The following is a 22,012-nucleotide window of genomic DNA, read 5'->3' on the forward strand; positions in this document are numbered from 1 at the left end:
GGAGCAGGGCCCGGTGGGTGTGTGCGAGCTCCGGGTCCGGGGACGGCCTCGGCGTCCTACGGCGTCACACTCACCTCGGGCTCAGCTCCTGGGTTCGCCCCAGGTGCCGGTCGAAGAACCGGCCCGCGTCCTCCTGCTCGAACCACGGGGTGCCGGTGTGGCCGCCCATGTTGGCGTGCAGGGTCTTCTCGGTGCTGCCGATGGCGTCGAACAGGTCAAGGGCCCGCTGCCTCGGGTTCCCCTCGTCGTTCCACTGCAGCAGCATCAGCAACGGAATGCTGATCTTCCGGGCCTCCTCGCGCTGGGCGCGGGGCACGTAGCCGCCGGCGAAGAGGCCGGCCACCGCGATGCGCGGCTCGGTGACCGCGAGGCGGATGCCGAGGGCGGCCCACCCCGAGTAGCCGACCGGGCCGTCGAGCTCGGGCAGCTCCAGCAGGGCGTCCAGGACCGTCCGCCATTCCGGGGCTCCCTCCTCGACGAGGGGGCCCGCCAGTGACTCCAGGAGTTCGTCGGCGGGCCTGCCTGCCCGCAGGGCCTCGCGGAGTTCGGCGCGGATCCGGTCGTGGGCGGCGGGGCGGGGCCGGTCGCCGCATCCGGGGCCGTCGATGGTCGCCACCGCGTAGCCGCGGGCCGCGGTGTGGCGGGCCCGGGCGACCAGCCGGGCCTCGCGCCGGGGCAGACCGTTGTTGTGGGCGGTGAGGATCAGCGGGGCCGGCGCGGCGGAGCCGGGCGTCCACAGGGTGCCGGGGATGTCGCCGAGGGTGAACTCACGCTCGAGGACGCCGTCGGGAAGCTGCTGTTCGGAGATGAAGAGCATGGTCGTCATGCCTTTCGGGAGTGCTCAGCTGCGGCGCTCCCGGGCGAGGCGTCGCCCGGCCGTGACTCCGAGGGGAGCACCCATGTCGGTCGTGTTCACGGGTACCACCTCCTCGTTCTGCCGGGCACGGCCCTGGTGAACGTAGCAGGGTTCGGGCGGGCGGCCAACGCGATTTCGGCCCGCCGCGCCGGGGCACGCGATAAGTCGTTGGACAACGCCGGCGGCGCCGGGGCACGTTGAAGGCATGCAGCAGGAGCAGATCTGGGACTCCGAGGCCGCCCGGCGGTACGACACGCCCGGGACCGGCATGTTCGCACCCGACGTTCTGGGACCGACCGTCGACCGTCTCGCCCGTCTCGCGGACGGCGGACCCGCACTCGAGTTCGCGATCGGCACGGGCCGGGTTGCCGTCCCGCTCGCCGAACGCGGTGTTCCGGTGACGGGCATCGAGCTGTCGGCTCCGATGGTGGAGCGCTTGCGCACCAAGGCCGACGAGGCGACGATCCCCGTGATCATCGGTGACATGGCGACCACGGCCGCCCCCGGCGAGTACAGCCTGGTGTACCTCGTCTACAACACGATCTCCAACCTCCTCACCCAGGAGGAGCAGGTCCAGTGCTTCCGCAACGCCGCCCGGCATCTCCGTCCCGGCGGGCGGTTCGTGATCGAGCTCGGGGTGCCGGACCTGCGCCGGCTTCCGCCGGGACGGAAGGCGACCGTGTGGCACGCCGAGGACGGCTACATCGGCCTGGACACGTACGACACCCTGAACCAGCAGCTGGTCTCGCACCACTTCCACTACGACGAGTCCGGGCAGGCCCGGTTGTACCGCAGCCCGCATCGCTACATCTGGCCGTCCGAACTCGACCTCATGGGCCGACTGGCAGGCTTCGAGCTGGAGTCCAGGCACGCGGACTGGCTGGGGTCCGAGTTCACCGCCGAGTCGACGTCCCATGTGTCGGTGTACCGGCTGCCCTCCGAGTAGAGTCGCAACTCCGGTCCGGTGGCGCGCACCTGGCTGCGCGCTACCGTGGTTCTCTCGGACGCTGGACCCCGGCTGGAGGAGCGGTGGTGGCAGGGAGCGACCGGCGGGTGGTGCGCACGTACCGGCTGGGGGCGGGACCGTTGGCGTTCGTGACGCTGATGCTGGGGTGGCCGGCGGTTCTCTTCGTGCGGTCGGTCGTGCCGGATGACGGGCTTCCGGTGCTGTTCAAGGCAAGCCTGCTCATGCTGGTGGGGCTGGTGTGTGCCGGGGTGGTCTGGTTCTGGCGGGCGGCGACCGTGGTGTGCGAGGACCACATCGCGGTGCGGCAGTTGTTCCGGACGCGCAGGACCGCGTGGTGCGATGTGCTGAGCATCGAACGGGACCGCGATCCGGCGTCGGCCAGGACCCTGCTGCTGGACCGGGAGGGCAGGCTGTTCGCGCTGCCCGGGGGCGTGGGGGCCGGGAGCGATGCGGTGCGGGAGATCGTGGCGGTGTGGGAGCGGTCGCGCGGTGCGGAGTGGGCTCCTCCGTCCGCGGCCTTCGCTCAGGCGGCGCGGCAGCGGGCTCGGGGGCGGGAGTCGGCGGTCGTGTGGGCTCTGCTGGTGAGCGCGGGTGCGTTCCTCCTGACGCTGGGCTGCGGGCTGGCGGTCGGATACGCGGCGGAGTGGGGCGCGGACGACGTCCCGTGGGTGTTGCAGGCGGCCGGTTTCGAGCCGGTGGTGGTGTTCGCCGTGGTGTACGGGGTGGCGGTGCGCAGGGTGGGGCGGCGCCGGCAGGGCGTGTAGTGCGCCGTCCGCCCCGTCCGGGCGCACACGGGGAGCAGAGCGGGCGGGCGCCCGGACGGAAGGGAAGGGCGTGGGTCAGGCGGTGTCGTCCGCCGCGGCGAGGTCCGGTTCCTCGCCCGGGTCGCTGAGCTGTTCGCGGAGGTAGCCCCAGATCACGGCGATCAGTGCGGCGACGGGGACGGCGAGGAGACTGCCGACGATGCCGGCCAGGCTGCCGCCCAGGGTGACGGCCAGCAGGACCACGGCGGCGTGCAGGCCGAGCCCGCGGCTCTGGATCATGGGCTGGAGGACGTTGCCCTCCACCTGCTGCACGACCACGATGATGGCGAGCACGATCAGCGCGTCGGTGAGGCCGTTGGAGACCAGCGCGATCAGTACGGCGACGAGGCCGGCGAACAGGGCGCCCACGATCGGCACGAAAGCGGACACGAAGGTGAGGACCGCGAGCGGCAGGACCAGCGGCACGCCCAGGAACCACAGGCCGAGGCCGATGAGGACGGCGTCGATCAGGCCGACGAGTGCCTGGGAGCGGACGAAGGCGCCCAGGGTGTTCCAGCAGCGTGCGGCGACGGCCGGGACGTCGGTGGCGAGGCGGCCGGGCAGCTGGCGCTCCAGCCAGGGCAGGAAGCGCGGGCCGTCCTTGAGGAAGAAGAACATCAGGAACAGCGCGAGGACGGCGGTGACCACGCCGTTGAACACGGTGGTCACGCCGGTGACGGCGGTGGTGGCGATGCTTCCCGCGCTGTCCTGGACGCGGGCGGCCGCCGAGTCGAGGGCGTCCGCGATCTGGTCCTCGCCGATGTTCAGCGGGGGTCCTGCCGCCCACGCGCGCAGCCGGTCGATGCCGGCGACCACGCCGTCGGCCAGCTCTCCCGACTGGGACGCCACCGGCACGGCGATCAGCGCGGCCGTGCCGGCGGCGACCAGCAGGAAGAGCACGGTCACCAGCGACGCGGCCAGGGCGGGCGGCAGGCCGCGACGCAGCAGGAAGCGGGTCGGCGGCCAGGTGAGCGTGGTCAGGAGCAGGCCGATGACGAGCGGCCAGACCACGGGCCACATCCGTCCCAGGAGCCAGAGGACGGCCACCGACAGTGCCACGACGAGCAGCAGTTCCCCGGACACGCGCGCCGAGGTGTGCAGGGCGGCGCGGGTTCTCGCGGAGTTCAGGCGGGCAGACATGAGGGCACCCTATGGGGGCCGCGCCGCCCGCTGTCGTCGCGGGTCCGGCGCCGCCGGTCTCGTGGGTGTTCAGGTCAGTTCGAGCACGAGCTTGCCGATGTTCTCGCCGCGGAAGAGCATCTGCAGGGTGTCGGGGAAGTCGTCCACGGTCCCCTTGACGACGTGCTCCTTGACCTTGATGCGGCCGTCCTGGATCCAGCTCATGATGGCGCGGGCGGCCTCGGCGTACCGCTCGGCGTAGTCGAAGACGACGAAGCCCTCCATGCGGGCCCTGCGCACCAGCAGCGTGAGGTAGTGGGAGGGTCCCTGGACCGGTGTGGAGTTGTTGTACTGGCTGATGGCGCCGCAGATCACCACGCGGGCGTGCATGGCGAGCCGGGTCAGGGCGGCGTCGAGGATGTCGCCGCCGACGTTGTCGAAGTAGACGTCGATGCCGTCGGGCACCTCGCGGCGCAGTGCCTTGCGCACGTCCTCGGCGCGGTAGTCGATCGCCGCGTCGAAGCCCAGTTCGCCGGTGAGCAAGGCGCACTTCTCGGGTCCTCCGGCGATGCCGACGACGCGGCAGCCCTTGGCCTTGGCGATCTGGCCCACGAGGCTGCCGACGGCGCCCGCGGCGCCGGACACCACGACGGTCTCGCCGTCCTCGAGGGCGCCGACGTCGAGGAGGCCGAAGTAGGCGGTCATGCCGGGCATGCCCAGCGCGCCGAGGTAGGTGGAGGGCGGGGCGAGGCTGGTGTCGGCCTTCATCGCGCCCTTGCCGTCGGAGACCACGTACTCCTGGACGCCGAAGGTGCCGACGACGTGGTCGCCGGGCCGGTAGTCGGGGTGGTTGGAGGCGGTGACCTCGACGACCGATCCGGCGCGCATCACCTCGCCGAGGCCGACCGGGGGCAGGTAGGAGGGGCGGTCGTCGAGCCAGCCGCGCATGGCGGGGTCCAGGGAGATGACCAGCGTGCGGCCGGCGAACTGGCCGGGCCCGGGCTGCTCCACGGGGACGGAGCGGTGCTCCCAGTCCTCGGGCCTGACCTCGCCGACGGGACGGGCGGCCAGGCGGATCTGACGGTTGGTCGCAGACATGACGGCTCCTGTCGTTCCGGATGACGACGAGGGTACCGACCGGTAGGTATGGCGTGGACGGTGAGGTCCGTCACAGGGGGCACAGACGGCTCGCTGTGGAGCCGGGTGGAGCGAGCGGCCGTACCGGCCGGAGCCTCGGCCGCAGCAAAGAGGCGTCCCCGGGCTGCGGGGCAGGGGCCGGGGACGCCTCTCCGGTGTGATGTGCGGTGGCCGGTCTCAGGCCATGCCGAACTTCTCGGCGTGCACCTGTCGGCCGGGGACGCCGAGGTGGCGCAGGGTGCCGAGGACCGCGGAGGTCATGGCGGGCGGGCCGCAGACGTAGATGTCGCGTTCGGTGATGTCGGGCACCAGGGCGTGCAGGTTCTGCGGCTCGAACGGCCGGGCGCCCTCCCCGGTGCGGCCGGTGAGCAGATGGAGCCGTCCGCCGCGTACCGCGAGCAGCCGGCGGATCTCCTCGACCAGTACGGCGTCCTGCTCGGTGCGCACCCGGTAGAGGACCACGACGTCGCCGCCGCTCTGCTCCTCGAGGAGGGCCCGGACGGGGGTGATGCCCACACCTCCGGCGATCAGCACGGAGCCGGGCCGCGTGCGGTGCAGGGAGGTGAACGCGCCGTAGGGGCCCTCGACGAACACCCGTGTCCCGGCCGCCAGATGGCGCAGTCCGGCGCTTCCGCTGCCGACGGCCCTGGCGGTCAGGCGCAGCGAGCGGCCGTCCGGGGCCGCCGACAGGGAGAACGGGTTCGCCAGCCACCAGTTGCGGTGTCCGGGGAAGCGCCAGATGCAGAACTGCCCGGCCCGGGCGGGGAACCGGTCGAGGTGGCGGCCGGTGACGTACACCGAGACCACGTCGTGCGACTCCGGTGTCACGGCCGAGACCTGGAAGCGGTGGTAGGCGTTGCGCCACACGGGGATCGCGATGCGGCCGGCGACGAGCGCGCCGAAGGCCAGCAGCCACAGCGCCCACCAGTACAGCTCGGCGAAGGCGGAGGAGGTGAAGGTGGTCGTCTCCTGGAGCTGGTGGACGAACGCCAGCCCCAGAGCGAGGTAGATCAGCAGGTGCAGGCCGTGCCAGACCTCGTAGGGCAGCCGCCTGCGCAGCGCCCGGGTGGAGACGACCGCGATCGCGACGAAGACGGCGGCGGCCAGCATCCCGAGGAGCGAGGCGGGCACGCCTGCCAGTGCGAGGAAGGTCTTGGTCATCGACGCGTCGTCGAGTCGCGCGTAGCCGAGCACGACCAGGAAGGCGTGCGTGAGGACGAGCCAGAGCAGGGTGAAGCCCGTCCAGCGGTGCCACACGGTCAGCCGGTCCATGCCGATGCGCCGGTCCAGCCACGGTATCCGGGCGATCAGCAGCAGTTGCAACAGCATCAGCAGTGCGGCGTGGAGGCCGAAGAACTTGGCGACGGTGAGCGTGCCGTTCTTGCCGCTGCCCTCGGTGATGAAGAGGGTCTCGACGATGAGCAGGTTGAGCACGACGAAGGTGCCCAGCGCCCACCGCGCCGCGACCGCCGGCGGGACGGAACCCGTCCGGATGCGGGAAGTGGTGTCCGTCAAGTCTGCTCCCCCCTCGCACCGCGGAGCGGTCACCGGCGGCCGGCCGTGCGCAGGGCAGGGGCCGGCCTCGTCTCGGTCGCGGTGCGGTGACGCCGTAGAACTGGGCACAGAGTACGCGCACGGCGTCTTCACGTCCCCCGCGGAAAGGAAACAGAATCGCGACAGTCCGCCTCCGGTCGGGCCGGGGGTCAGGTCTCCTGGTCGCCGGACTCCGGGTCGGGGCCGCGGGTGTCCGAGGCGGAGGTTCCCGGGCCGGGTGCGGCCTCCCCGGCGGGGCGGTGATCGTCCGCTCCGGGGTCCTGGGCGGGGCGGTGGTGGTCTCCGCGTCGGGAGGTGCCGCGGCGGTGATAGGCCTTGTTGGCGATGCGCCATTCCTCGCCGACGCGGACCAGCAGGAAGATGTCGGTGAACGTGTCCGGTCCGTGATGGAGCGTCATGGTGGCCGTGGCGACGGTGCCGTGGACGTCGACGGCGTCGATGCGGCGGGACCGGCTCGGCTCGTCGGGCGCCGGACGGCCCGGGAACAGGGCGCAGTACTCGTCCAGGGTCCAGGAGGTGAAGGCGCCGTCCCGGATGCCCTCGATGCGGGCGGTGGGCAGGAAGGCGTCCCGGAAGTGGCGCGCGTCGCCGGTGGCGTGGCCGCGGATGTAGGAACGGAGGGGTCGGAGTACGGCGTCGCCGGGGGCCGGGGCCGTGGCGGCTGCGGCGATGTCGGCCTCGGGGTCCGCCGGGGTGTCACCCACGCCGGAGGCGCCGCGCAGGGGTGTGCCGGACGCGGCTGCCAGCAGGGCCAGGTCCTTGGCGAGAGCGCCGATCGTGAAGGTGGCCCGGCCGGCGCCGGCCGCTGCGGCATCGGAGGGGGGAGCCTCGAGGGCGTGGCGTCTGCTCGCCACGAGGCCGCCGAGATGGCCGAGTTCGAGGACGTCCAGTACCTGGGCGCGGGGCAGGCCGAGGGCGTCGGCCTGCCGCAGCGTGTCTCGCAGGGCGAGGACCGTGCCGGCCAGGCCCTGGTTGGCGATCAGCTTGAGTGCGGCCGCGGTGGCGGCGTCCGGGGCGGGGCGTACCGTGCCCAGTGCTTCCAGCACGGGGCGGGCCCGCTCGAGGGCGGTGGCGTCGGAGGCGGCGGCGAGGATCTGCAGGGTGCCCGTGGTGACGGCGGGCACGGAGCCGATCACGGGGGCGTGGACGTAGCACGGGCCGAGTTCCTGGGCCAGTCGCGTCGCCTCGGCGTGAGCGACGGTGCTGACGTTGACGACGATCGTGTCCGCTGCGAGGGAGTCGCCGGCCTCGTCGAGGACCTGCCGGCAGGCCGGGCCGTCGAAGAGGGCCAGCAGTACCAGGCGGGCCTGCGCGACGGCGTCCTTCGGGTCGGCGGTCGTCCGCACGGCGTCGGCGGGGCGTCCGGAGCGGGTCCAGCCGATCACGTCCCGGCCCTGTGCGGCGAGGCGGGCGGCAATGCTCGCGCCCAGGCGGCCCAGGCCGAGGACGGCGACGGTGTGCGCGGGTGGTGTGCTCATGGACGTCAGCCTGCTTCGGCAGCAGGTATGCGACAAGCGACGATTCCGCAGGTCTGCCCTGCTGGACACGCATAGCTCCCGGTCATACTGGGGGTCATGGATCTCACCGTGTGGCGCACCTTCGTGACCGTCTGCCGTCTGGGTTCGTTCTCGGCCGCGGCGGCCGAGCTGCATCACACGCAGTCGGCGGTGTCCCGGCAGATCGCCGGTCTCGAGCGGCAGCTCGGGGTGGCCCTGATCGAGCGCCACGCACGCGGCGTGCGGCCCACCGCAGCCGGCGAGGTGTTCCGGCGGCACGCGCTGGCCACGCTGAACGAGGCCGACCGTGCGGTGCGTGCGGCGCGTGATGCCGGTGACGGCGCGGTCGACCGGTCTCTTGCCATCGGCGCGACGCCGTCGCTGGCGGCGGGCATCGTTCCCGAGGCGGTCCGGGAGGTGCTGCGGTCGAGCGGCCCGCTGCGGTGGAGCCTGCTGCCCGGGCTGAGCGCGCAGCTGCACGACCGTCTGGTGGCCGGGGATCTCGATGTCGCGGTGGTGACGGATGCGCCGCCGGGGCTGCCGGAGGACGGGCGGTTCGAGCGGCGGTTCCTCGGCCTGGACGAGATGGTCGTCGTGGTGCCCGCCGGTCATCCGCGGGCGCGGGACGGACGGCTGCCCGTCGAGGCGCTGGCCGACGAGACCTGGGTCGAGGACAACGACGGCTCGGCCACCCTGCTGCGCCGGCAGGCCGCGCGCGCCGGGATCAGTCCCCGGATCGACCTCGCGGCGGCCGATCTGCACGGCAAGCTGGCCCTGGTGGCGGCCGGTCATGCCATCGCGCTGATCCCCGGGGTGCTCAGGGGCGCCCTGCGGCCCGACGTCGTCACGGTGCCGCTGGTGGATCCCCCGACCCGCGGGATCTACGCGGTCACCCCGCGCCGCGATCCCCACCCGTCGGCGCCGGCCCTGATCGACCGGCTGGCGGACTCCTTCGCCCCGTGAGACCTCGGCCCGTTGCGAGGCCGGTCGTCAGGACGGCGCGCGTCCCGGAGCAGGGCTGGCCGTGCGCGGGTGGGTCGAGGCCGCCGCCCGTGCGGCGGAGGAAGGCTGCCGCGCCGCGTTCAGGACCCAAGGTGGCGGAGGGTGAACTCGGGCAGGGCGTAGGGGCCGCCCTGTGGTGCGTCCGGGTCGGCCGGCCGGTCCGCGCCGGGGATGTCCGGGGCGTGGTGCTCGGCGTTGTCGACGGGGGTGTAGTCGAGCACGGCCGGGTCGGGAAGTTCCCAGAAGCGGCGGGTGTTGGCGGAGACCGCGTACGCCGTGGCGAAGCGGACGGAGAGCGGTGCGGTCAGCGCGGCCCGGATGAAGCCGAGCGCGTCACGCGGGCTCAGCCAGGTCGCCAGGTGGCGGGGCTCGCTGGGCCTCTGCTCGAAGCTGCCGATGCGCAGGCAGATGACGGAGAGGCCGAACTTGTCGGCGTACAGCTGTCCGAGCGCCTCGACGGCGGCCTTGCTGACTCCGTAGAGCCCGTCGGGGCGTACCGGCAGGCTCGGGTCCGTGCGGGTCCCGGTGGGGTAGAAGCCGGTCACGCGGTTGCTGCCGGCCAGGACGACGCGCGGGATGCCGGTGCGTCGTGCGGCCTCCAGGACGTGGTGCGTGCCGAGCACATTGGCCTCGAGCAGGTCGGCGAGGGGTGCCTCGTCGGGGATGCCGCCCAGGTGCAGGACGCGGTCGGCGCCCGCGAGCGCCGACCGAACGGCGGCCGCGTCCCGCAGGTCGACGGTGTGGACGGTCTCGTTGCCGGTCTCCTGCCGCAGGGGCACGCGGTCGAGCAGGACGAGGCGGGCGACCTCGTCGCGCAGCGCGGCCCGTACGGCGGAGCCGATGGTCCCCGCGGCCCCCGTGACGGCCACCGTCATCTTCTCCACCGTGGCTCCTCCCCCACTGCCTTGCGCAGCCTCTCGTCCGGGACGCCCCGTCCCAGCCTGACGGATCCCTGGGACGTCAGTGAAGTCGCGGAACCGCCAGACCGGGGCGGCACCGGCTGGGACGTCACCGTCCGCGGCGGTGGCGGACCCGGGCCAGCACCAGGACGGTGTCGTCGCCGGGCGGGCCGTGCAGCAGCTGGAAGAGGAGATGGTCCGCCGTCTCCTCCAGGCCGTCCGTGGCGCTGCCCAGCACGGCGGCGGCCGCCGCCACGCCCTCGTCGATGCCGCGGTCGCGCGTCTCCACCAGGCCGTCGGTGTAGAGGGCGAGCACGGCGCCGTCGGGCAGGGTGATCTCGGTGGTGTGAAAGGGGTGCCCGCCCACGCCGAGCGGCACCCCGGGGATGTCGCCGACGGTCTCCACGCGGCCGTCCGGGGAGCGGACGAGCAGGGGCGGGTGGCCGGCGCTGGCGATGCGGGCGCGACCCGTGCCGGGGTCGTAGTCGATGTAGAGGCAGGTGGCGAGCTCGATGCCCGCCTCCTGGGCGGAGACGTCCAGTTCGGCCAGCAGTTCGGAGGGGTCCGGGCCGCTGCGGGCCAGGGTCCGGGCGGTGATGCGCAGGCTGCCCATGGCCGCCGCCGCGGGCACCCCGTGGCCCATCACGTCGCCGACGACCAGGGCGACCCGGCCGCCGGGGACGTTGATCGCGTCGTACCAGTCGCCGCCGACCAGGCTGACGTGGCTGCCCGGGACGTAGCGGTGGGCGATCTCGACGTAGGGGCCGGTCGCGAGGCTGGTGGGCAGCAGGGCGCGCTGAAGAGTGAGGCTGATGTCCTGGACCCTGGTGTACAGGCGCGCGTTGTCCAGGCAGAGTGCGGCGCGTGCGGACAGTTCGGCGGCGAGCCGCAGATCCTGCTCGGTGAAGGGCAGCCGGGCGGCGGAGCGGCCGAACACGGTGAGTCCCTGGACCGTCCCGCGGGCGATCAGCGGTGCGATGAGCAGGCCGGACAGGCCGCTCTCGAGGAGGACCCGGGTGCGGTCCTCGCGCAGGACCGTGCTGGTCAGGAAGTCGGAGTCCACCGGGACGGCGATCGGGCGGCCGGTGCGCAGCATGCGGTGGATGCTGGAGCCGGGCGGGTACTGGACGGTGTCGACTCCGCCGACGAGCTCGCCGGCGGGCGGCGGCAGCACCGTCCCGGAGGCGATCCGCCGGGTGGTCAGCGGCAGGGCCGGGTCGAAGATCTCGGGTTCGTTCTTCCAGTCGACGAGTTCCACCACGGCCGCGTCGGCGAAGTCGGGGACCGCGGCCTCGACGAGTTCGCCGGCCGTCACCCCGACGTCCAGGGTGGTGCCGATCCGGGCGGTGGCCCGGTCCAGCAGTTCGAGCCGGGCGCGTGACTCGGCGGCCTCCACGAGGGCGGCCTCCCGGTCGGTGACGTCGATGACGACTCCGCCGATGCCCGCCGGGGTGCCGATGGCCCGGCTGAGCGGGAACAGGCTCAGCGACCTGACCCGTTCCTCCTCGGCATGCCGGACGGGGACCAGGTGGCCGACGACGGAGCGGCCGTGTTCGGCCACACCGCGCAGCAGCCGCTCCAGTCCGGCGGGGTCGCGCGGGGCCATGACGTCCGGCATGCGGCGGCCGATGTGCTCCTCGACGGTGATGCCGTCCATGTCGGCGAGCACCCGGTTGAGGTGCGTGTACCGCAGGTCCTCGTCCAGCTGGACGAGGCCGATCGGGCAGGAGTCGAAGAGGGCGTCGACGAAGGCCAGGTTGGTCTTGACCCGGTCCAGCTCCGCGCTTCTGCTGGCCAGGGCCATCACCACGGTGCCGCCGTCGACGCCGGTGATGGTGAAGACGCGGAAGCCGCAGTCGAAGACGCTGCCGTCCCGGTGCCGCACGGGGAGCCGGCCGCGCCAGTAGCCGCGGGTGCGGCCCTGGTCGGCGAGGTAGGTGCCGACCGGTGTCCCGGGTGGGCCGGGGCCCGGCTCGCGCTGGTCGAAGAGGAGGTCGACGGGCTGGGTGAGGGCCGCTTCGTCGTGGCCGAAGAGATCCCGCGCGCCCGGCCCCCAGAAGCAGATCCGGTCGCGCCCGTCGATCCCGAGGACGGCGACGGAGACGTGCTCCAGCAGCGTCCCGGGCTCCGGACTCAGCCGTTCCCGCACGCTCCGGTTCTCCTTGTGATCTATCGACATCCGCTGCGCCCTCGACACGATGAACAAACAACCATGATGGGACAGACAACCCCATACCGTTGCGTCCCATTGTGCCGTCACCTCCGGACGTGCGGCCTGCGATGAGTTCCGTCACCGTGGGCGGTCATACGGCGGAACCGTCACCGAGGAGACCCCCGATGCGCAGCGTGACCTATTCGATGAGCATGTCCCTCGACGGCTACATCGCCGGCCCGGACGGCGGCTTCGACTGGACGGAGCCCGACGACGAGATCTTCCGGTTCTGGATCGACGAGATCCGCGGGGTCGGCGTGCATCTGCTGGGCCGGCGGCTGTACGAGACGATGCTGTACTGGGAGACGGCGGCAGAGGACCCCTCGCTGGACGAGGCGCAGCGCGAGTGGATCTCCCTGTGGAATCCACTGCCCAAGGTGGTGTTCTCCCGGACCCTGTCCGAGGTGCGGGGCAACGCCCGCCTCGCCTCCGGCGGCGTGGCGGAGGAGATCGAGCGGCTGCGGGCGGAGCCCGGGGAGGGCGAGATCGCGATCGGCGGCGCGACGCTGGCGGCCGAGGCGGCGAAGGCCGGGCTGATCGACGAGTACCGGGCCGTGGTGCACCCCGTCCTGATCGGCGGCGGCACGCCCTGCTTCCCCCGGCACGAGCGCCGGGTGGATCTCGAGCTGGCGGAGTGCCGGACGTTCTCCTCCCGGGCCGTGTATCTGCGCTACCGCGTGTCCCGGCAGGCACGGTCGAGCCGGTGACCGAAGAAGCCCGGTGAGCGGGCAGCACCCCCGGTGAAAGTTATTGACAGCCTGGCACGGACTGCTGAAACTTACTGCCAGCCCGGGGAATCTTTCCCTCCGCATCACCCAGACCTCGAAGGGGCGCGCCGTATGACCACCCCCGTGCACGACACCGCCGAGGGAACCGCCCGGCCCCCGCGGGCACGACGGGCGCTGGTCGCCGGGTCGGTCGGCAACTTCATCGAGTGGTACGAGTTCGGGGTCTACGGCTACTTCGCCACGATCATCGCCGCCAACTTCTTCACCCCGGACGGCGGCAGCGAGATCGAGGCGCTGGTCAAGACGTACGCCTCGTTCGCGCTCGCCTTCTTCTTCCGGCCCGTCGGTGCCGCCCTGTTCGGACGGCTGGGCGACCGGATCGGCCGACGGCCCACGCTGATCCTGGTGGTGCTGATGATGACGGTGGCCACCACCCTGATCGGACTGCTGCCCACCTACGCCACGGTGGGGGCCGCCGCGCCCTGGCTGCTCACCCTGCTGCGGATCGTCCAAGGCCTGTCCGCCGGCGGGGAGTTCGGCGGCGCCGTCTCGGTGATGACGGAGTTCGCCCCGCCCGGGCGGCGCGGTCTGTACGGGGCGTGGCAGTCCTTCACGGTGGCGCTGGGCCTGCTCGGCGGGGCGGGCATGGCCGCGCTGCTCGCCACGGTGCTGAGCGAGTCGCAGCTGAACGGGTGGGGGTGGCGGCTGCCGTTCCTGCTGACCCTGCCGCTCGGGCTCGCCGCCCTGTGGCTGCGCCTCCGGCTCGAGGAGACACCCTCCTTCGAGCGGGCCGCCCGGGAGCGGAGCAGCGGGACGGGCGAGCGGTCCGCGCAGGGCCGGTCGCCGGAGACGGAGGACGCCCCGCAGAAGAACGACGGCCCGCAGCCGCACGGGGCCCGGCGGACGACAAACGCCCCGGACACTCCGCGGGCGGAGACGGTGACCGCCGCCCCGGCCCGCGAGGTCGCCAAGGCCATCGCGCTGGGTGCCGGACGGCTGATGGGCTGGTCGGCGGCCGGGTACACGTTCCTGGTCGTGATGCCGTCCTACCTGCAGAGCACCCTGAACGCGAGCTTCCAGCAGGCGCTGGTCGCGACCGTGCTGGCCAATCTGGGCTTCGCCGCCTCCATCATCCCGGCGGGCGCGCTCAGCGACCGGGTCGGGCGGCGCGCGGTGATGGTGGCCGGGGCCGTGCTGGTGGCCGTCCTCGCGTTCCCGCTGCTGGATCTGCTGCAGGACGCCGGGTCCTCCACGGCCTCGAAGGGCACCGCGGTGTTCGTCGCCGGTGCCGTCGTCGGCCTGATGGCCGGTCCCGGTCCCGCGATGCTCGCCGAGATGTTCCCGACCCGCGTCCGCTACACCGGTCTGGGGCTGGCCTACGCGCTGTCCAACGCGGTGTTCTCCGGCTGCGCGGGCCTGATCATCACCGAGGTGATCAAGCGCACCGGCAACATCGACATCCCCGCGCACTATGTGGTGGTCACCTGTGCCGTGAGCACCGTCGCCCTGCTGACCCTGCGCGGCGACGACCACCGCCGGGCGCTGCGCGCCTGATGGCCGGCCGCACGGGGCCGGGGGCGGGCATGCGGGTCGTCGGGCTGATGTCGGGGACCTCGCACGACGCGGTGGACGCCGCCGCGGCGGACCTCGCCCTGGACGGCGACTGTCTGCTGCTGAGGCCGCTGGGCATGGTGAGCGAGCCGTATCCGAGGAAGCTGCGGAGGGCGCTGACCGGTGCGCTGCCGCCGGCGGCGACCACGCTGGCCGAGGTGTGCCGGCTCGACACCCGGATCGGCCAGGTCTTCGCGGAGCTGGCCGTCCGGGCCGACCGGGAGCTGTGCGAGGGGCGCGCCGAACTCGTCGTCTCGCACGGCCAGACGGTCTACCACTGGGTCGAGGAGGGCCGGGTGCACGGCACGCTGCAGATCGGGGCGCCCGCCTGGATCGCGGAGGCCACCGGCTGCCCGGTCGTGTCCGACCTGCGCAGCCGCGACGTCGCCGCGGGCGGCCAGGGCGCTCCCCTGGTGAGCATCGTCGACGTGCTGTGGCTGCGCGGCAGGGCCGGGGTGTCCGCCGCGCTGAACCTCGGCGGCATCGCCAACCTCACCGTGGCGGGCGCGGCGGGAGACCCGGTCGCCTTCGACACCGGTCCGGCCAACGCCCTCGCCGACGCGGCCGTGCACGCCCTCACCGAGGGCCGGATGGACTACGACGAGGACGGGCTGCTGGCGGCGCGCGGCCGAGTGGACGAGGCCCTGCTCGGCCGGCTCCTCGACGAGCCCTACTACGCGAAGCCGCCGCCGAAGACGACCGGCAAGGAGCTGTTCCACTGGCCCTATCTGCGCGACGCGCTGGCCGCCTGCGGTCCGCTCCCGCTGGAGGACGTGGTGGCCACCGTCACCCGGCTCACCGCCCGCACGGTGGCCGACGCGGTCCGCTCGGCGAGGGCCGGCGAGGTCGTCGCCTCGGGCGGCGGCACGCGCAATCCCACGCTGATGGCCATGCTGCGCGCCGAGCTGGGCGGCGTCCCGCTGCACACCTCGGACGAGCTGGGGCTGCCGTCGGCCGCCAAGGAGGCCTACGCCTTCGCCGTCCTGGGGTTCCTCACCGTGCACGGACTCAGCGGCACCGTCCCGGCGTGCACCGGGGCCCGCCGGCCCAGCATCCTGGGATCGGTCACACCCGGCAGCCGGGGTCTGCCCCGGCCCCTGGCCGCGGCGGAGCAGCCCCGGCGCCTGCGCATCCTGCCGGCCTGATGCAGCGGCCCGGCGGTGCCGGCCGGTTACGATCATGGTGAACCGCGAACGACCAGGGAGAACGATGATCTTCATCACCGCAAAGTTCCGTGTCCGTCCCGAGTACGCCGACCAGTGGCCCGAGATCACCGCCGAGTTCACCAGGGCGACGCGGCAGGAGCCGGGCTGTCTGTGGTTCGACTGGTCCCGCAGCGTGGAGGATCCCACGGAGTACGTGCTCGTCGAGGCCTTCCGGGACGACGAGGCGGGGGCGGCCCATGTGCAGTCGGAGCACTTCCGCAAGGCGCAGCAGACGCTGCCGCCCCACCTGGCCGAGACGCCCCGCATCGTCAACACGACCGTGCCGCAGGACGACTGGTCGCCGCTGGGCGAGATGAGCGTCTCCGGCCAGGACTGACCCCGGGCTGCTCGCCCGGGGTCCTCGCGCCGCGGGGTGTCAGGGGTGGTGCCGGCCAAGTCTCAGATCGGCGACGACCGGGCGGTGGTCCGATGCGTCGGTCGCCACCGTGCGGGCACCGGCCACGGTCACACCGGGTGAGACGGTCACCAGGTCGATGCGCTTGACCGGGTCGACGGCCGGGTAGGTGAGGCCGCCGTCCTCTGCCGCGTCCCGCAGCCGCCGCCACAGCGGGGCCAGTTCGGGGGCCGAGGGCTCGGCGTTGAAGTCGCCGACCAGGATCTTCGGGCCCCGGTCCTCGGCCAGTACCCCCAGCATGTCCTTCACCTGGGCGGCACGCACCGACGGGTCGGACCGGTAGTCCAGGTGCGTCGAGTAGACATGGACCGGCACGCCCCGCACTCCGACCACCACCTCGGCGAATCCGGGCATCGGCTCGGGCACCGGGTCCGGCGTCTGGGTGGAGAGGCGGGTGATCTCGTGGTTCTCGGCGTCCAGCACCGGGTGGCGGCTGAGTATCGCCACGCCGTACTGCCGGCGCTCGCCGCCCTCGGTCACCGGGTCCAGGTCGTAGATCGGGGCGAAGAAGACCCGCATCCGCAGCTTCTCGGCCAGGGCGCGGGCCTCGTCGACGAAGTCGCTGCGGGCGCCCCAGTGGACGTCGACCTCCTGCAGGCCGATGACGTCGGCGCGCAGATCGCGCAGCGCCCGGGCGGTGCGGTCGAGGTCGAAGACGTCGTCCTGGCCGGCTCCGGCGTGGATGTTGTAGGTCGCCACCCGCAGCGGGACCTGGCGCCCCTTCACTTCGTGGGTGTCCTCGGTGTCTCGGGCGGAGGCGGGTGACGGGGCTGCCGCGGCGAGGGCCAGCGCGGTGACGACGGCGGCGAGGGCGCGTCTGGCGCCGGTGGCGCGCCGGGAACTGGTCTGCATGCCATCTCCAGGGTCGGCTGCGGACGGACGGAACGAACCACGCGCGCTTGTCGGGTTCCTGACACCGACTCACGCACCGGCATTCTGCTCCGCCCGGGGACCTCTCACTCACGCCACCGTGGCGGCAGTCCGCTGCGGCACCGGCGCGGGCTCAGAACTTCGGCGCCGGTACCTGCGATTCGACGATCTCCGCCGCCTCCTCGGGTGTCTGGACCGAGGGCGGCGAACCCTCCAGGGGGCGCTGCGCCGTCTCCTTCATGCAGGCGACCGCGATGACGCCGACCAGGGCGGCGCCCATCGAGTAGTACGCCGGCATCATGTCCGAGCCGGTGACGCTGATCAGGGCGGTGATGACCAGCGGGGTGGTGCCGCCGAACAGGGAGGCGGAGAGGTTGTAGCCGACGGAGAGGGAGCCGTAGCGCACCGAGGTGGGGAACATCGCCGGCAGCGCCGCCGACATGGTGCCCAGGAGGCAGACGAGGGACAGGCCGAGGAGCAGCATGCCTCCCGAGACCGCGACCAGGCTGCCCTGTTTGACCAGCAGGAACGCCGGGGCGGACAGGACGAAGAAGCCCAGCATCCCGGCCATCAGCACGGGCTTGCGGCCCACGCGGTCGTTGAGCCGGCCGACCTGATTGATGATCAGCATCAGGATCACCATGGTGCCCACCAGGATGAGCAGACCGTGGGTCTCGCTGTAGTCCATCTCGTCGGAGAGGTAGGTCGGCATGTACGACAGGACCATGTAGTCGGTGATGTTGTAGGCGCCGACCAGCGCGATGCACAGCAGCAGGGTCCGCCAGTGCTGCCGGAAGATCTTCGCCAGGTCGCCGGTGGCGGTCGTCTCCACCTTGTCGGCGGCCTCGGAGATGTGGACGGTGCCCTCCTCCAGCTTGAGATACGCCGGGGTGTCGTCCAGCTTGAGTCGCAGGTAGATGCCGACGATGCCCAGCGGCCCGGCCAGGAGGAAGGGGATGCGCCAGCCCCAGTCGTCCATGGTGTCGGTCCCGAGCCAGGTGGTGAGGGCGGTCACCAGGCCAGCCGCGCCAGTGTAGCCGGCCAGCGTGCCCAGCTCCAGGAAGCTGCCGAAGTAGCCGCGCCGCTTGTCGGGGGCGTACTCGGCGATGAAGGTGGAGGCGCCGCCGTACTCACCGCCGGTGGAGAAGCCCTGCAGCAGCCGGAAGACGATCAGCAGCAGCGGCGACCAGAAGCCCACGGCGGCGTAGGTGGGGAGCATGCCGATGGCGGCGGTGCCGACCGCCATGAGGATCATCGTCAGCGCGAGGACCTTCTTGCGGCCGACCTTGTCGCCCATCGGCCCGAACACCATGCCGCCGAGCGGGCGCACGAGGAAGGCGACCGCGAAGGTGGCGAACGACGACAGCAGTTGGACGGTGTCGTTCCCGGAGGGGAAGAAGACCCGGCCGATGGTGCCGGCCAGGTAGGCGTAGATGCCGAAGTCGAACCACTCCATGGCGTTGCCGAGCGAGGCGGCCTTGACGGCGCGTCTGACCGCCCGCTCGTCCGTCACGGTGATGTCCGACCGGCGCAGCCGCGGGTTCCGCCGGCGCCGGACCGCGCGGAAGAGGACCGGGTGGCGCCTGACCGCGGCGGGGTCGGGCGCGTGCTCGGGATCGACGGGAGACGTGGCTGCGTTCCTTTCCGCTGATGAACCGAACAACGTGGTCCGAATTGAACCGGAAAGGAACGTAGCAGCGGTTGTGCGGGGATGCCCGTAAGCGCGCGGTCGTGTGCGGTCAGCCGGCGAGACGGGCGGGGAATCCGCCCGTGGCGATCGGCCCCCAGCGGCGCGGGGTGACCCGGATGAGTGACTTGCCCTGTTCGACCATCGCCGTGCGGTACTCGTCCCAGTCGGGATGCTCGCCGGAGATGTTGCGGTAGTACTCCACCAGCGGCTCCACGGACTCGGGGACGTCGAGCACCTCGGCCTCACCGTCGACCTGCACCCAGGGGCCGTTCCACTCGTCGGACAGGACGACCAGGCTGACCGAGGGGTCGCGGCGCGCGTTGCGGGTCTTGGCTCGTTCGGGGTAGGTGGACACGACCAGGCGCCCGGCGTCGTCCACCCCGCAGGTCACCGGGGACGCCTGGGGCGTGCCGTCGGAGCGGCGGGTGATGATCAGGGCGCGGTGGCGCGGGCGGACGAACGCGAGCAGGCCGTCGAGGCCGACGCGGGTGCTGGTGGCGACGGGGCGGGGCATGGGCGGCTCGGCCTTCCGTTGTCGAGGGGCAAAGGGGTACCTGATGCTCGGTCGGCCACGATCCTGCCCCGCCTCCGGACGGGTGTCACGCCGGACGCCCGCGGCCCGCTCAGGAGTCCGGCCACGGTCCGTGGATGACCTGCTGCGGCCGGTTCCGTCCCGGGCGGACCGGCTGCCGCCCGCCGGAACGCTTCTGCGGGACCGGCCCGTCCCCCGCCGGACGGTCCTCCGCATCCGTCCGTCGTCCGCCGGAACGCTTCTGCGCGCCGGCCGGCTCTGCGCCGGACCGGTCCCGCACGGCAGGGCCGGAGCCGTCCTCCCGCGGCTTCTCGCCCGGCCGGTCCCGCAGGTCCTCCCGATCGCCGTCCGGTCGCTCCTGCCCGGCCGCCGGCCGTTCACCGGGCCGGTCCCGCACATCGGCCGGCCCTCCGCCGGAACGCTCCCGCGCACGGGGTCGCCCCGCGCCGGGCCGCGCCCGCGCGGCGGAGCGCCCGCCGTCGGCACGGTCCGGCTCCTGCGTCCGGTCCGTCCCGGTGTCGTCGGCGGCGGGGGGCGTCTGCTCGCTCTCCCCGCCGCGCGAGCCGTTCTGCTCCGACGGCGGGCCCGTCACCTCCACGAAGGCGGGGCGCAGGAGTTCGCCGCCGAGGCGGTAGCCGGGGCGCAGGATCTTGCTGCAGCTCATGCCGGTGGCGGCCGGATCGGCGTGGAAGGCCGCGGCCTCGTGGCGGGCGGGGTCGAAGGGGTCGCCCACCTCGCCGAACGCCCGCAGGCCCAGCGCTCCCGTGCGGTCCCGCAGCGTGTCGCTGATCTCCTTGAGGCCGGGCGTCATCTCCTCGTGCGCGCAGGCGCGGTCGACGGCGTCGAGGACGGGCAGCAGCGCGCGGAGAACGTTGGCCGCCGCCACGGTGCGGACGGCCATGCGGTCGCGGGCCACCCGCTTGCGGTAGTTGTCGTACTCGGCCTTGACCCGTTGCAGGTCGGCCGTGCGCTCCTCGAGGAGCCGCCGCAGTTCGGCGGTGTCCTGGGTCCGCAGCCCGTCCCGGTCCATCGTCAGCTCGCCTCCGACTTGTCGTCGTCGACGATCTCGGCGTCCACCACCTCGTCGTCACCGCCGGAGGCACCGCCCCCGGAGGCGGAGGAGGTTCCGGTGGCCGCGCCCTCGGGGCGGGCCTGCGCGTACAGCGCCGAGCCGATCTTCTGGGCCGTCTGCGCCACGTGGTCGACCGCCTGCCGGATCGTCGCCGTGTCCGTCTTCTCGTCCTTGAGCTTCTCCTTCAGGTCGTTCAGGGCCGCCTCCGTCTCGCTCTTGGCGTCGGCGGGGATCTTGCCCTCGTTGTCCTTCAGGAGCTTCTCGGTCTGGTAGACGAGCTGTTCGGCCTGGTTGCGGGTCTCGGCGGCCTCGCGGCGCTTGCGGTCCTCCTCGGCGTGCTGCTCGGCCTCCCGCATCATGCGGTCGATCTCCTCCTTCGGCAGCGCCGAGCCACCGGTCACCGTCATCTTCTGTTCCTTGCCGGTGCCGAGGTCCTTGGCGGAGACGTGCATGATGCCGTTGGCGTCGATGTCGAAGGCGACCTCGATCTGCGGCACGCCGCGCGGCGCCGGCGGAATACCGGTCAGCTCGAAGCTGCCGAGCTTCTTGTTGTAGGCCGCGATCTCCCGCTCGCCCTGGTAGACCTGGATGGTCACCGACGGCTGGTTGTCCTCGGCCGTGCTGAAGATCTCCGAACGGCGGGTCGGGATCGTGGTGTTGCGCTCGATGAGCTTGGTCATGATGCCGCCCTTGGTCTCGATGCCGAGAGACAGCGGGGTGACGTCCAGCAGCAGGACGTCCTTCACCTCGCCCTTGAGCACACCGGCCTGCAGAGAGGCGCCGACGGCGACGACCTCGTCCGGGTTGACGCCCTTGTGCGGCTCCTTGCCGGTCAGCTCGCGCACCAGGTCGGTGACGGCGGGCATGCGCGTGGAGCCGCCCACCAGAACGACGTGATCGATGTCGGACACCTTGATCCCGGCGTCCTTGATCGCGTTGTGGAAGGGGGCCTTGCAGCGCTCCAGCAGATCGGCGGTCAGCTGCTGGAACTGGGCGCGGGTCAGCTTCTCGTCCAGGTGCAGCGGCCCCTCGGCGGAGGCGGTGATGTAGGGGAGGTTGATGGTCGTCTCGGTCGAGCTGGAGAGCTCGATCTTCGCCTTCTCCGCCGCCTCCCGCAGCCGCTGCACGGCCATCTTGTCCTTGGACAGGTCGACGCCGTAGTTGTTCTTGAACTGCTTGACCAGGTGGTCGACGATCCGCTGGTCCCAGTCGTCACCGCCGAGGTGGGTGTCACCGTTGGTGGCCTTCACCTCGATGACGCCCTCGCCCATCTCCAGCAGGGACACGTCGAAGGTGCCGCCGCCGAGGTCGAAGACGAGGACCGTCTGGTCGTTCTCCTTGTCCAGGCCGTACGCCAGGGCGGCGGCCGTCGGCTCGTTGATGATCCGCAGGACGTTCAGCCCCGCGATCTCACCGGCCTCCTTGGTGGCCTGCCGCTGGGTGTCGTCGAAGTACGCCGGGACGGTGATCACGGCGTCGGTGACGTCCTCGCCCAGGTACGCCTCGGCGTCCCGCTTCAGCTTCTGCAGCACGCGGGCGGAGATCTCCTGCGCGGTGTAGCGCTTGCCGTCGATGTCCCCGTGCTCCGGGAACCGCCAGTCGTGGTCGCCCATGTGCCGCTTGACCGACCGCGCGGTGCGTTCCACGTTCGTCACGGCCTGCCGCTTGGCGACCTCGCCGGTGAGCACCTCGCCGTTCTTGGCGAACGCCACGACCGACGGGGTGGTGCGGGCGCCCTCCGTGTTCGTGATGACGGTGGGCTCGCCGCCTTCCAGGACGGAGACCACCGAGTTCGTCGTACCGAGATCGATACCGACCGAACGGGCCATCTGGACTCTCCTTCC

At 72.6% G+C, this 22,012-nt stretch carries 19 protein-coding genes; 7 read left to right on the forward strand and 12 right to left on the reverse strand.

The annotated features are described in order from the left end of the window. Positions 1-70: 70 nt before the first annotated feature. The gene (locus HCJ93_RS17405) at positions 71-817 is read right to left on the reverse strand and encodes a dienelactone hydrolase family protein (RefSeq protein ID WP_167996744.1); all 747 of its coding nucleotides are present in this window, start codon (positions 815-817) and stop codon (positions 71-73) included. A gap of 244 nt (positions 818-1,061) precedes the next feature. Here HCJ93_RS17405 and HCJ93_RS17410 point away from each other — a divergent pair, with 244 nt between their 5' ends. Then, a complete protein-coding gene (locus tag HCJ93_RS17410; RefSeq protein WP_167996644.1) occupies positions 1,062-1,802 on the forward strand; it encodes a class I SAM-dependent methyltransferase in 741 nt (246 codons plus the stop codon). A gap of 86 nt (positions 1,803-1,888) precedes the next feature. Continuing rightward, entirely contained in the window at positions 1,889-2,587 is a 699-nt protein-coding gene (locus tag HCJ93_RS17415; protein WP_167996645.1) for a hypothetical protein, read from the forward strand. Positions 2,588-2,662: 75 nt separating this feature from the next. On the opposite strand, the gene HCJ93_RS17420 is transcribed toward HCJ93_RS17415, so the two are convergent. The 4 genes from HCJ93_RS17420 to HCJ93_RS17435 form a co-directional block, all read right to left on the reverse strand. Next, a complete protein-coding gene (locus HCJ93_RS17420; protein ID WP_167996646.1) occupies positions 2,663-3,766 on the reverse strand; it encodes an AI-2E family transporter in 1,104 nt (367 codons plus the stop codon). Positions 3,767-3,835: 69 nt separating this feature from the next. Continuing rightward, complete coding sequence (locus tag HCJ93_RS17425) at positions 3,836-4,843, reverse strand: NADP-dependent oxidoreductase (RefSeq protein WP_206317579.1); 1,008 nt, start codon at positions 4,841-4,843, stop codon at positions 3,836-3,838. A 216-nt stretch (positions 4,844-5,059) separates the two neighbouring features. Further along, positions 5,060-6,397: a ferredoxin reductase family protein gene (locus tag HCJ93_RS17430; protein WP_206317594.1), complete on the reverse strand. Its 1,338-nt coding sequence runs from the start codon at positions 6,395-6,397 to the stop codon at positions 5,060-5,062. A 188-nt stretch (positions 6,398-6,585) separates the two neighbouring features. Continuing rightward, complete coding sequence (locus HCJ93_RS17435) at positions 6,586-7,914, reverse strand: nuclear transport factor 2 family protein (protein ID WP_167996647.1); 1,329 nt, start codon at positions 7,912-7,914, stop codon at positions 6,586-6,588. Between the two features lie 96 nt (positions 7,915-8,010). On the opposite strand from HCJ93_RS17435, the gene HCJ93_RS17440 reads away from it, so the two are divergent. Continuing rightward, complete coding sequence (locus HCJ93_RS17440) at positions 8,011-8,895, forward strand: LysR family transcriptional regulator (protein WP_167996648.1); 885 nt, start codon at positions 8,011-8,013, stop codon at positions 8,893-8,895. 119 nt (positions 8,896-9,014) lie between these two features. Here HCJ93_RS17440 and HCJ93_RS17445 read toward each other — a convergent pair whose 3' ends face one another. Then, on the reverse strand, positions 9,015-9,809 hold the full coding sequence (locus tag HCJ93_RS17445; protein ID WP_206317584.1) for an NAD-dependent epimerase/dehydratase family protein: 795 nt from the start codon (positions 9,807-9,809) through the stop codon (positions 9,015-9,017). A gap of 133 nt (positions 9,810-9,942) precedes the next feature. Then, positions 9,943-11,982, reverse strand: coding sequence for a SpoIIE family protein phosphatase (locus tag HCJ93_RS17450; protein ID WP_309141429.1), 2,040 nt, complete (start codon positions 11,980-11,982; stop codon positions 9,943-9,945). Positions 11,983-12,170: 188 nt separating this feature from the next. Between HCJ93_RS17450 and HCJ93_RS17455 the strand changes: the two genes are divergently transcribed. From HCJ93_RS17455 to HCJ93_RS17470, 4 genes are all read left to right on the forward strand, one after another. Then, positions 12,171-12,752 carry a dihydrofolate reductase family protein gene (locus tag HCJ93_RS17455; RefSeq protein WP_167996650.1) on the forward strand — a complete coding sequence of 194 codons (582 nt, stop codon included), beginning with the start codon at positions 12,171-12,173 and terminating at the stop codon, positions 12,750-12,752. Between the two features lie 132 nt (positions 12,753-12,884). After that, on the forward strand, positions 12,885-14,327 hold the full coding sequence (locus HCJ93_RS17460) for an MFS transporter (protein ID WP_167996651.1): 1,443 nt from the start codon (positions 12,885-12,887) through the stop codon (positions 14,325-14,327). A 29-nt stretch (positions 14,328-14,356) separates the two neighbouring features. Next, complete coding sequence (locus HCJ93_RS17465; RefSeq protein ID WP_167996652.1) at positions 14,357-15,529, forward strand: anhydro-N-acetylmuramic acid kinase; 1,173 nt, start codon at positions 14,357-14,359, stop codon at positions 15,527-15,529. A gap of 64 nt (positions 15,530-15,593) precedes the next feature. Further along, positions 15,594-15,926 carry a putative quinol monooxygenase gene (locus HCJ93_RS17470; protein ID WP_167996653.1) on the forward strand — a complete coding sequence of 111 codons (333 nt, stop codon included), beginning with the start codon at positions 15,594-15,596 and terminating at the stop codon, positions 15,924-15,926. Between the two features lie 39 nt (positions 15,927-15,965). Here HCJ93_RS17470 and HCJ93_RS17475 read toward each other — a convergent pair whose 3' ends face one another. The 5 genes from HCJ93_RS17475 to dnaK form a co-directional block, all read right to left on the reverse strand. After that, a complete protein-coding gene (locus HCJ93_RS17475) occupies positions 15,966-16,856 on the reverse strand; it encodes an endonuclease/exonuclease/phosphatase family protein (protein WP_167996654.1) in 891 nt (296 codons plus the stop codon). A 151-nt stretch (positions 16,857-17,007) separates the two neighbouring features. Continuing rightward, a complete protein-coding gene (locus HCJ93_RS17480; protein ID WP_167996655.1) occupies positions 17,008-18,537 on the reverse strand; it encodes an MFS transporter in 1,530 nt (509 codons plus the stop codon). A 76-nt stretch (positions 18,538-18,613) separates the two neighbouring features. Next, on the reverse strand, positions 18,614-19,078 hold the full coding sequence (locus HCJ93_RS17485) for a PPOX class F420-dependent oxidoreductase (RefSeq protein ID WP_167996656.1): 465 nt from the start codon (positions 19,076-19,078) through the stop codon (positions 18,614-18,616). A 109-nt stretch (positions 19,079-19,187) separates the two neighbouring features. Continuing rightward, on the reverse strand, positions 19,188-20,126 hold the full coding sequence (gene grpE, locus HCJ93_RS17490) for a nucleotide exchange factor GrpE (RefSeq protein ID WP_167996657.1): 939 nt from the start codon (positions 20,124-20,126) through the stop codon (positions 19,188-19,190). A 2-nt stretch (positions 20,127-20,128) separates the two neighbouring features. Continuing rightward, a complete protein-coding gene (gene dnaK, locus HCJ93_RS17495; protein WP_167996658.1) occupies positions 20,129-21,997 on the reverse strand; it encodes a molecular chaperone DnaK in 1,869 nt (622 codons plus the stop codon). Positions 21,998-22,012 lie beyond the last annotated feature (15 nt).

The sequence above is a fragment of the Streptomyces composti genome, assembly GCF_012034205.1.
In the GTDB taxonomy this organism is placed as follows: Bacteria; Actinomycetota; Actinomycetes; order Streptomycetales; family Streptomycetaceae; genus Streptomyces; species Streptomyces composti.

What these genes read in the sequence shown, in the direction of transcription:
- HCJ93_RS17435 (WP_167996647.1), bottom strand. Translation starts at nt 7,914, where the DNA reads ATGAGCACACCACCCGCGCACACCGTCGCCGTCCTCGGCCTGGGCCGC.
- HCJ93_RS17445 (WP_206317584.1), bottom strand. Translation starts at nt 9,809, where the DNA reads ATGACGGTGGCCGTCACGGGGGCCGCGGGGACCATCGGCTCCGCCGTA.
- HCJ93_RS17475 (WP_167996654.1), bottom strand. Translation starts at nt 16,856, where the DNA reads ATGCAGACCAGTTCCCGGCGCGCCACCGGCGCCAGACGCGCCCTCGCC.
- HCJ93_RS17410 (WP_167996644.1), top strand. Translation starts at nt 1,062, where the DNA reads ATGCAGCAGGAGCAGATCTGGGACTCCGAGGCCGCCCGGCGGTACGAC.
- HCJ93_RS17465 (WP_167996652.1), top strand. Translation starts at nt 14,357, where the DNA reads ATGCGGGTCGTCGGGCTGATGTCGGGGACCTCGCACGACGCGGTGGAC.
- HCJ93_RS17485 (WP_167996656.1), bottom strand. Translation starts at nt 19,078, where the DNA reads ATGCCCCGCCCCGTCGCCACCAGCACCCGCGTCGGCCTCGACGGCCTG.
- HCJ93_RS17425 (WP_206317579.1), bottom strand. Translation starts at nt 4,843, where the DNA reads ATGTCTGCGACCAACCGTCAGATCCGCCTGGCCGCCCGTCCCGTCGGC.
- HCJ93_RS17460 (WP_167996651.1), top strand. Translation starts at nt 12,885, where the DNA reads ATGACCACCCCCGTGCACGACACCGCCGAGGGAACCGCCCGGCCCCCG.
- dnaK (WP_167996658.1), bottom strand. Translation starts at nt 21,997, where the DNA reads ATGGCCCGTTCGGTCGGTATCGATCTCGGTACGACGAACTCGGTGGTC.
- HCJ93_RS17470 (WP_167996653.1), top strand. Translation starts at nt 15,594, where the DNA reads ATGATCTTCATCACCGCAAAGTTCCGTGTCCGTCCCGAGTACGCCGAC.
- HCJ93_RS17455 (WP_167996650.1), top strand. Translation starts at nt 12,171, where the DNA reads ATGCGCAGCGTGACCTATTCGATGAGCATGTCCCTCGACGGCTACATC.
- grpE (WP_167996657.1), bottom strand. Translation starts at nt 20,126, where the DNA reads ATGGACCGGGACGGGCTGCGGACCCAGGACACCGCCGAACTGCGGCGG.
- HCJ93_RS17440 (WP_167996648.1), top strand. Translation starts at nt 8,011, where the DNA reads ATGGATCTCACCGTGTGGCGCACCTTCGTGACCGTCTGCCGTCTGGGT.
- HCJ93_RS17405 (WP_167996744.1), bottom strand. Translation starts at nt 817, where the DNA reads ATGCTCTTCATCTCCGAACAGCAGCTTCCCGACGGCGTCCTCGAGCGT.
- HCJ93_RS17420 (WP_167996646.1), bottom strand. Translation starts at nt 3,766, where the DNA reads ATGTCTGCCCGCCTGAACTCCGCGAGAACCCGCGCCGCCCTGCACACC.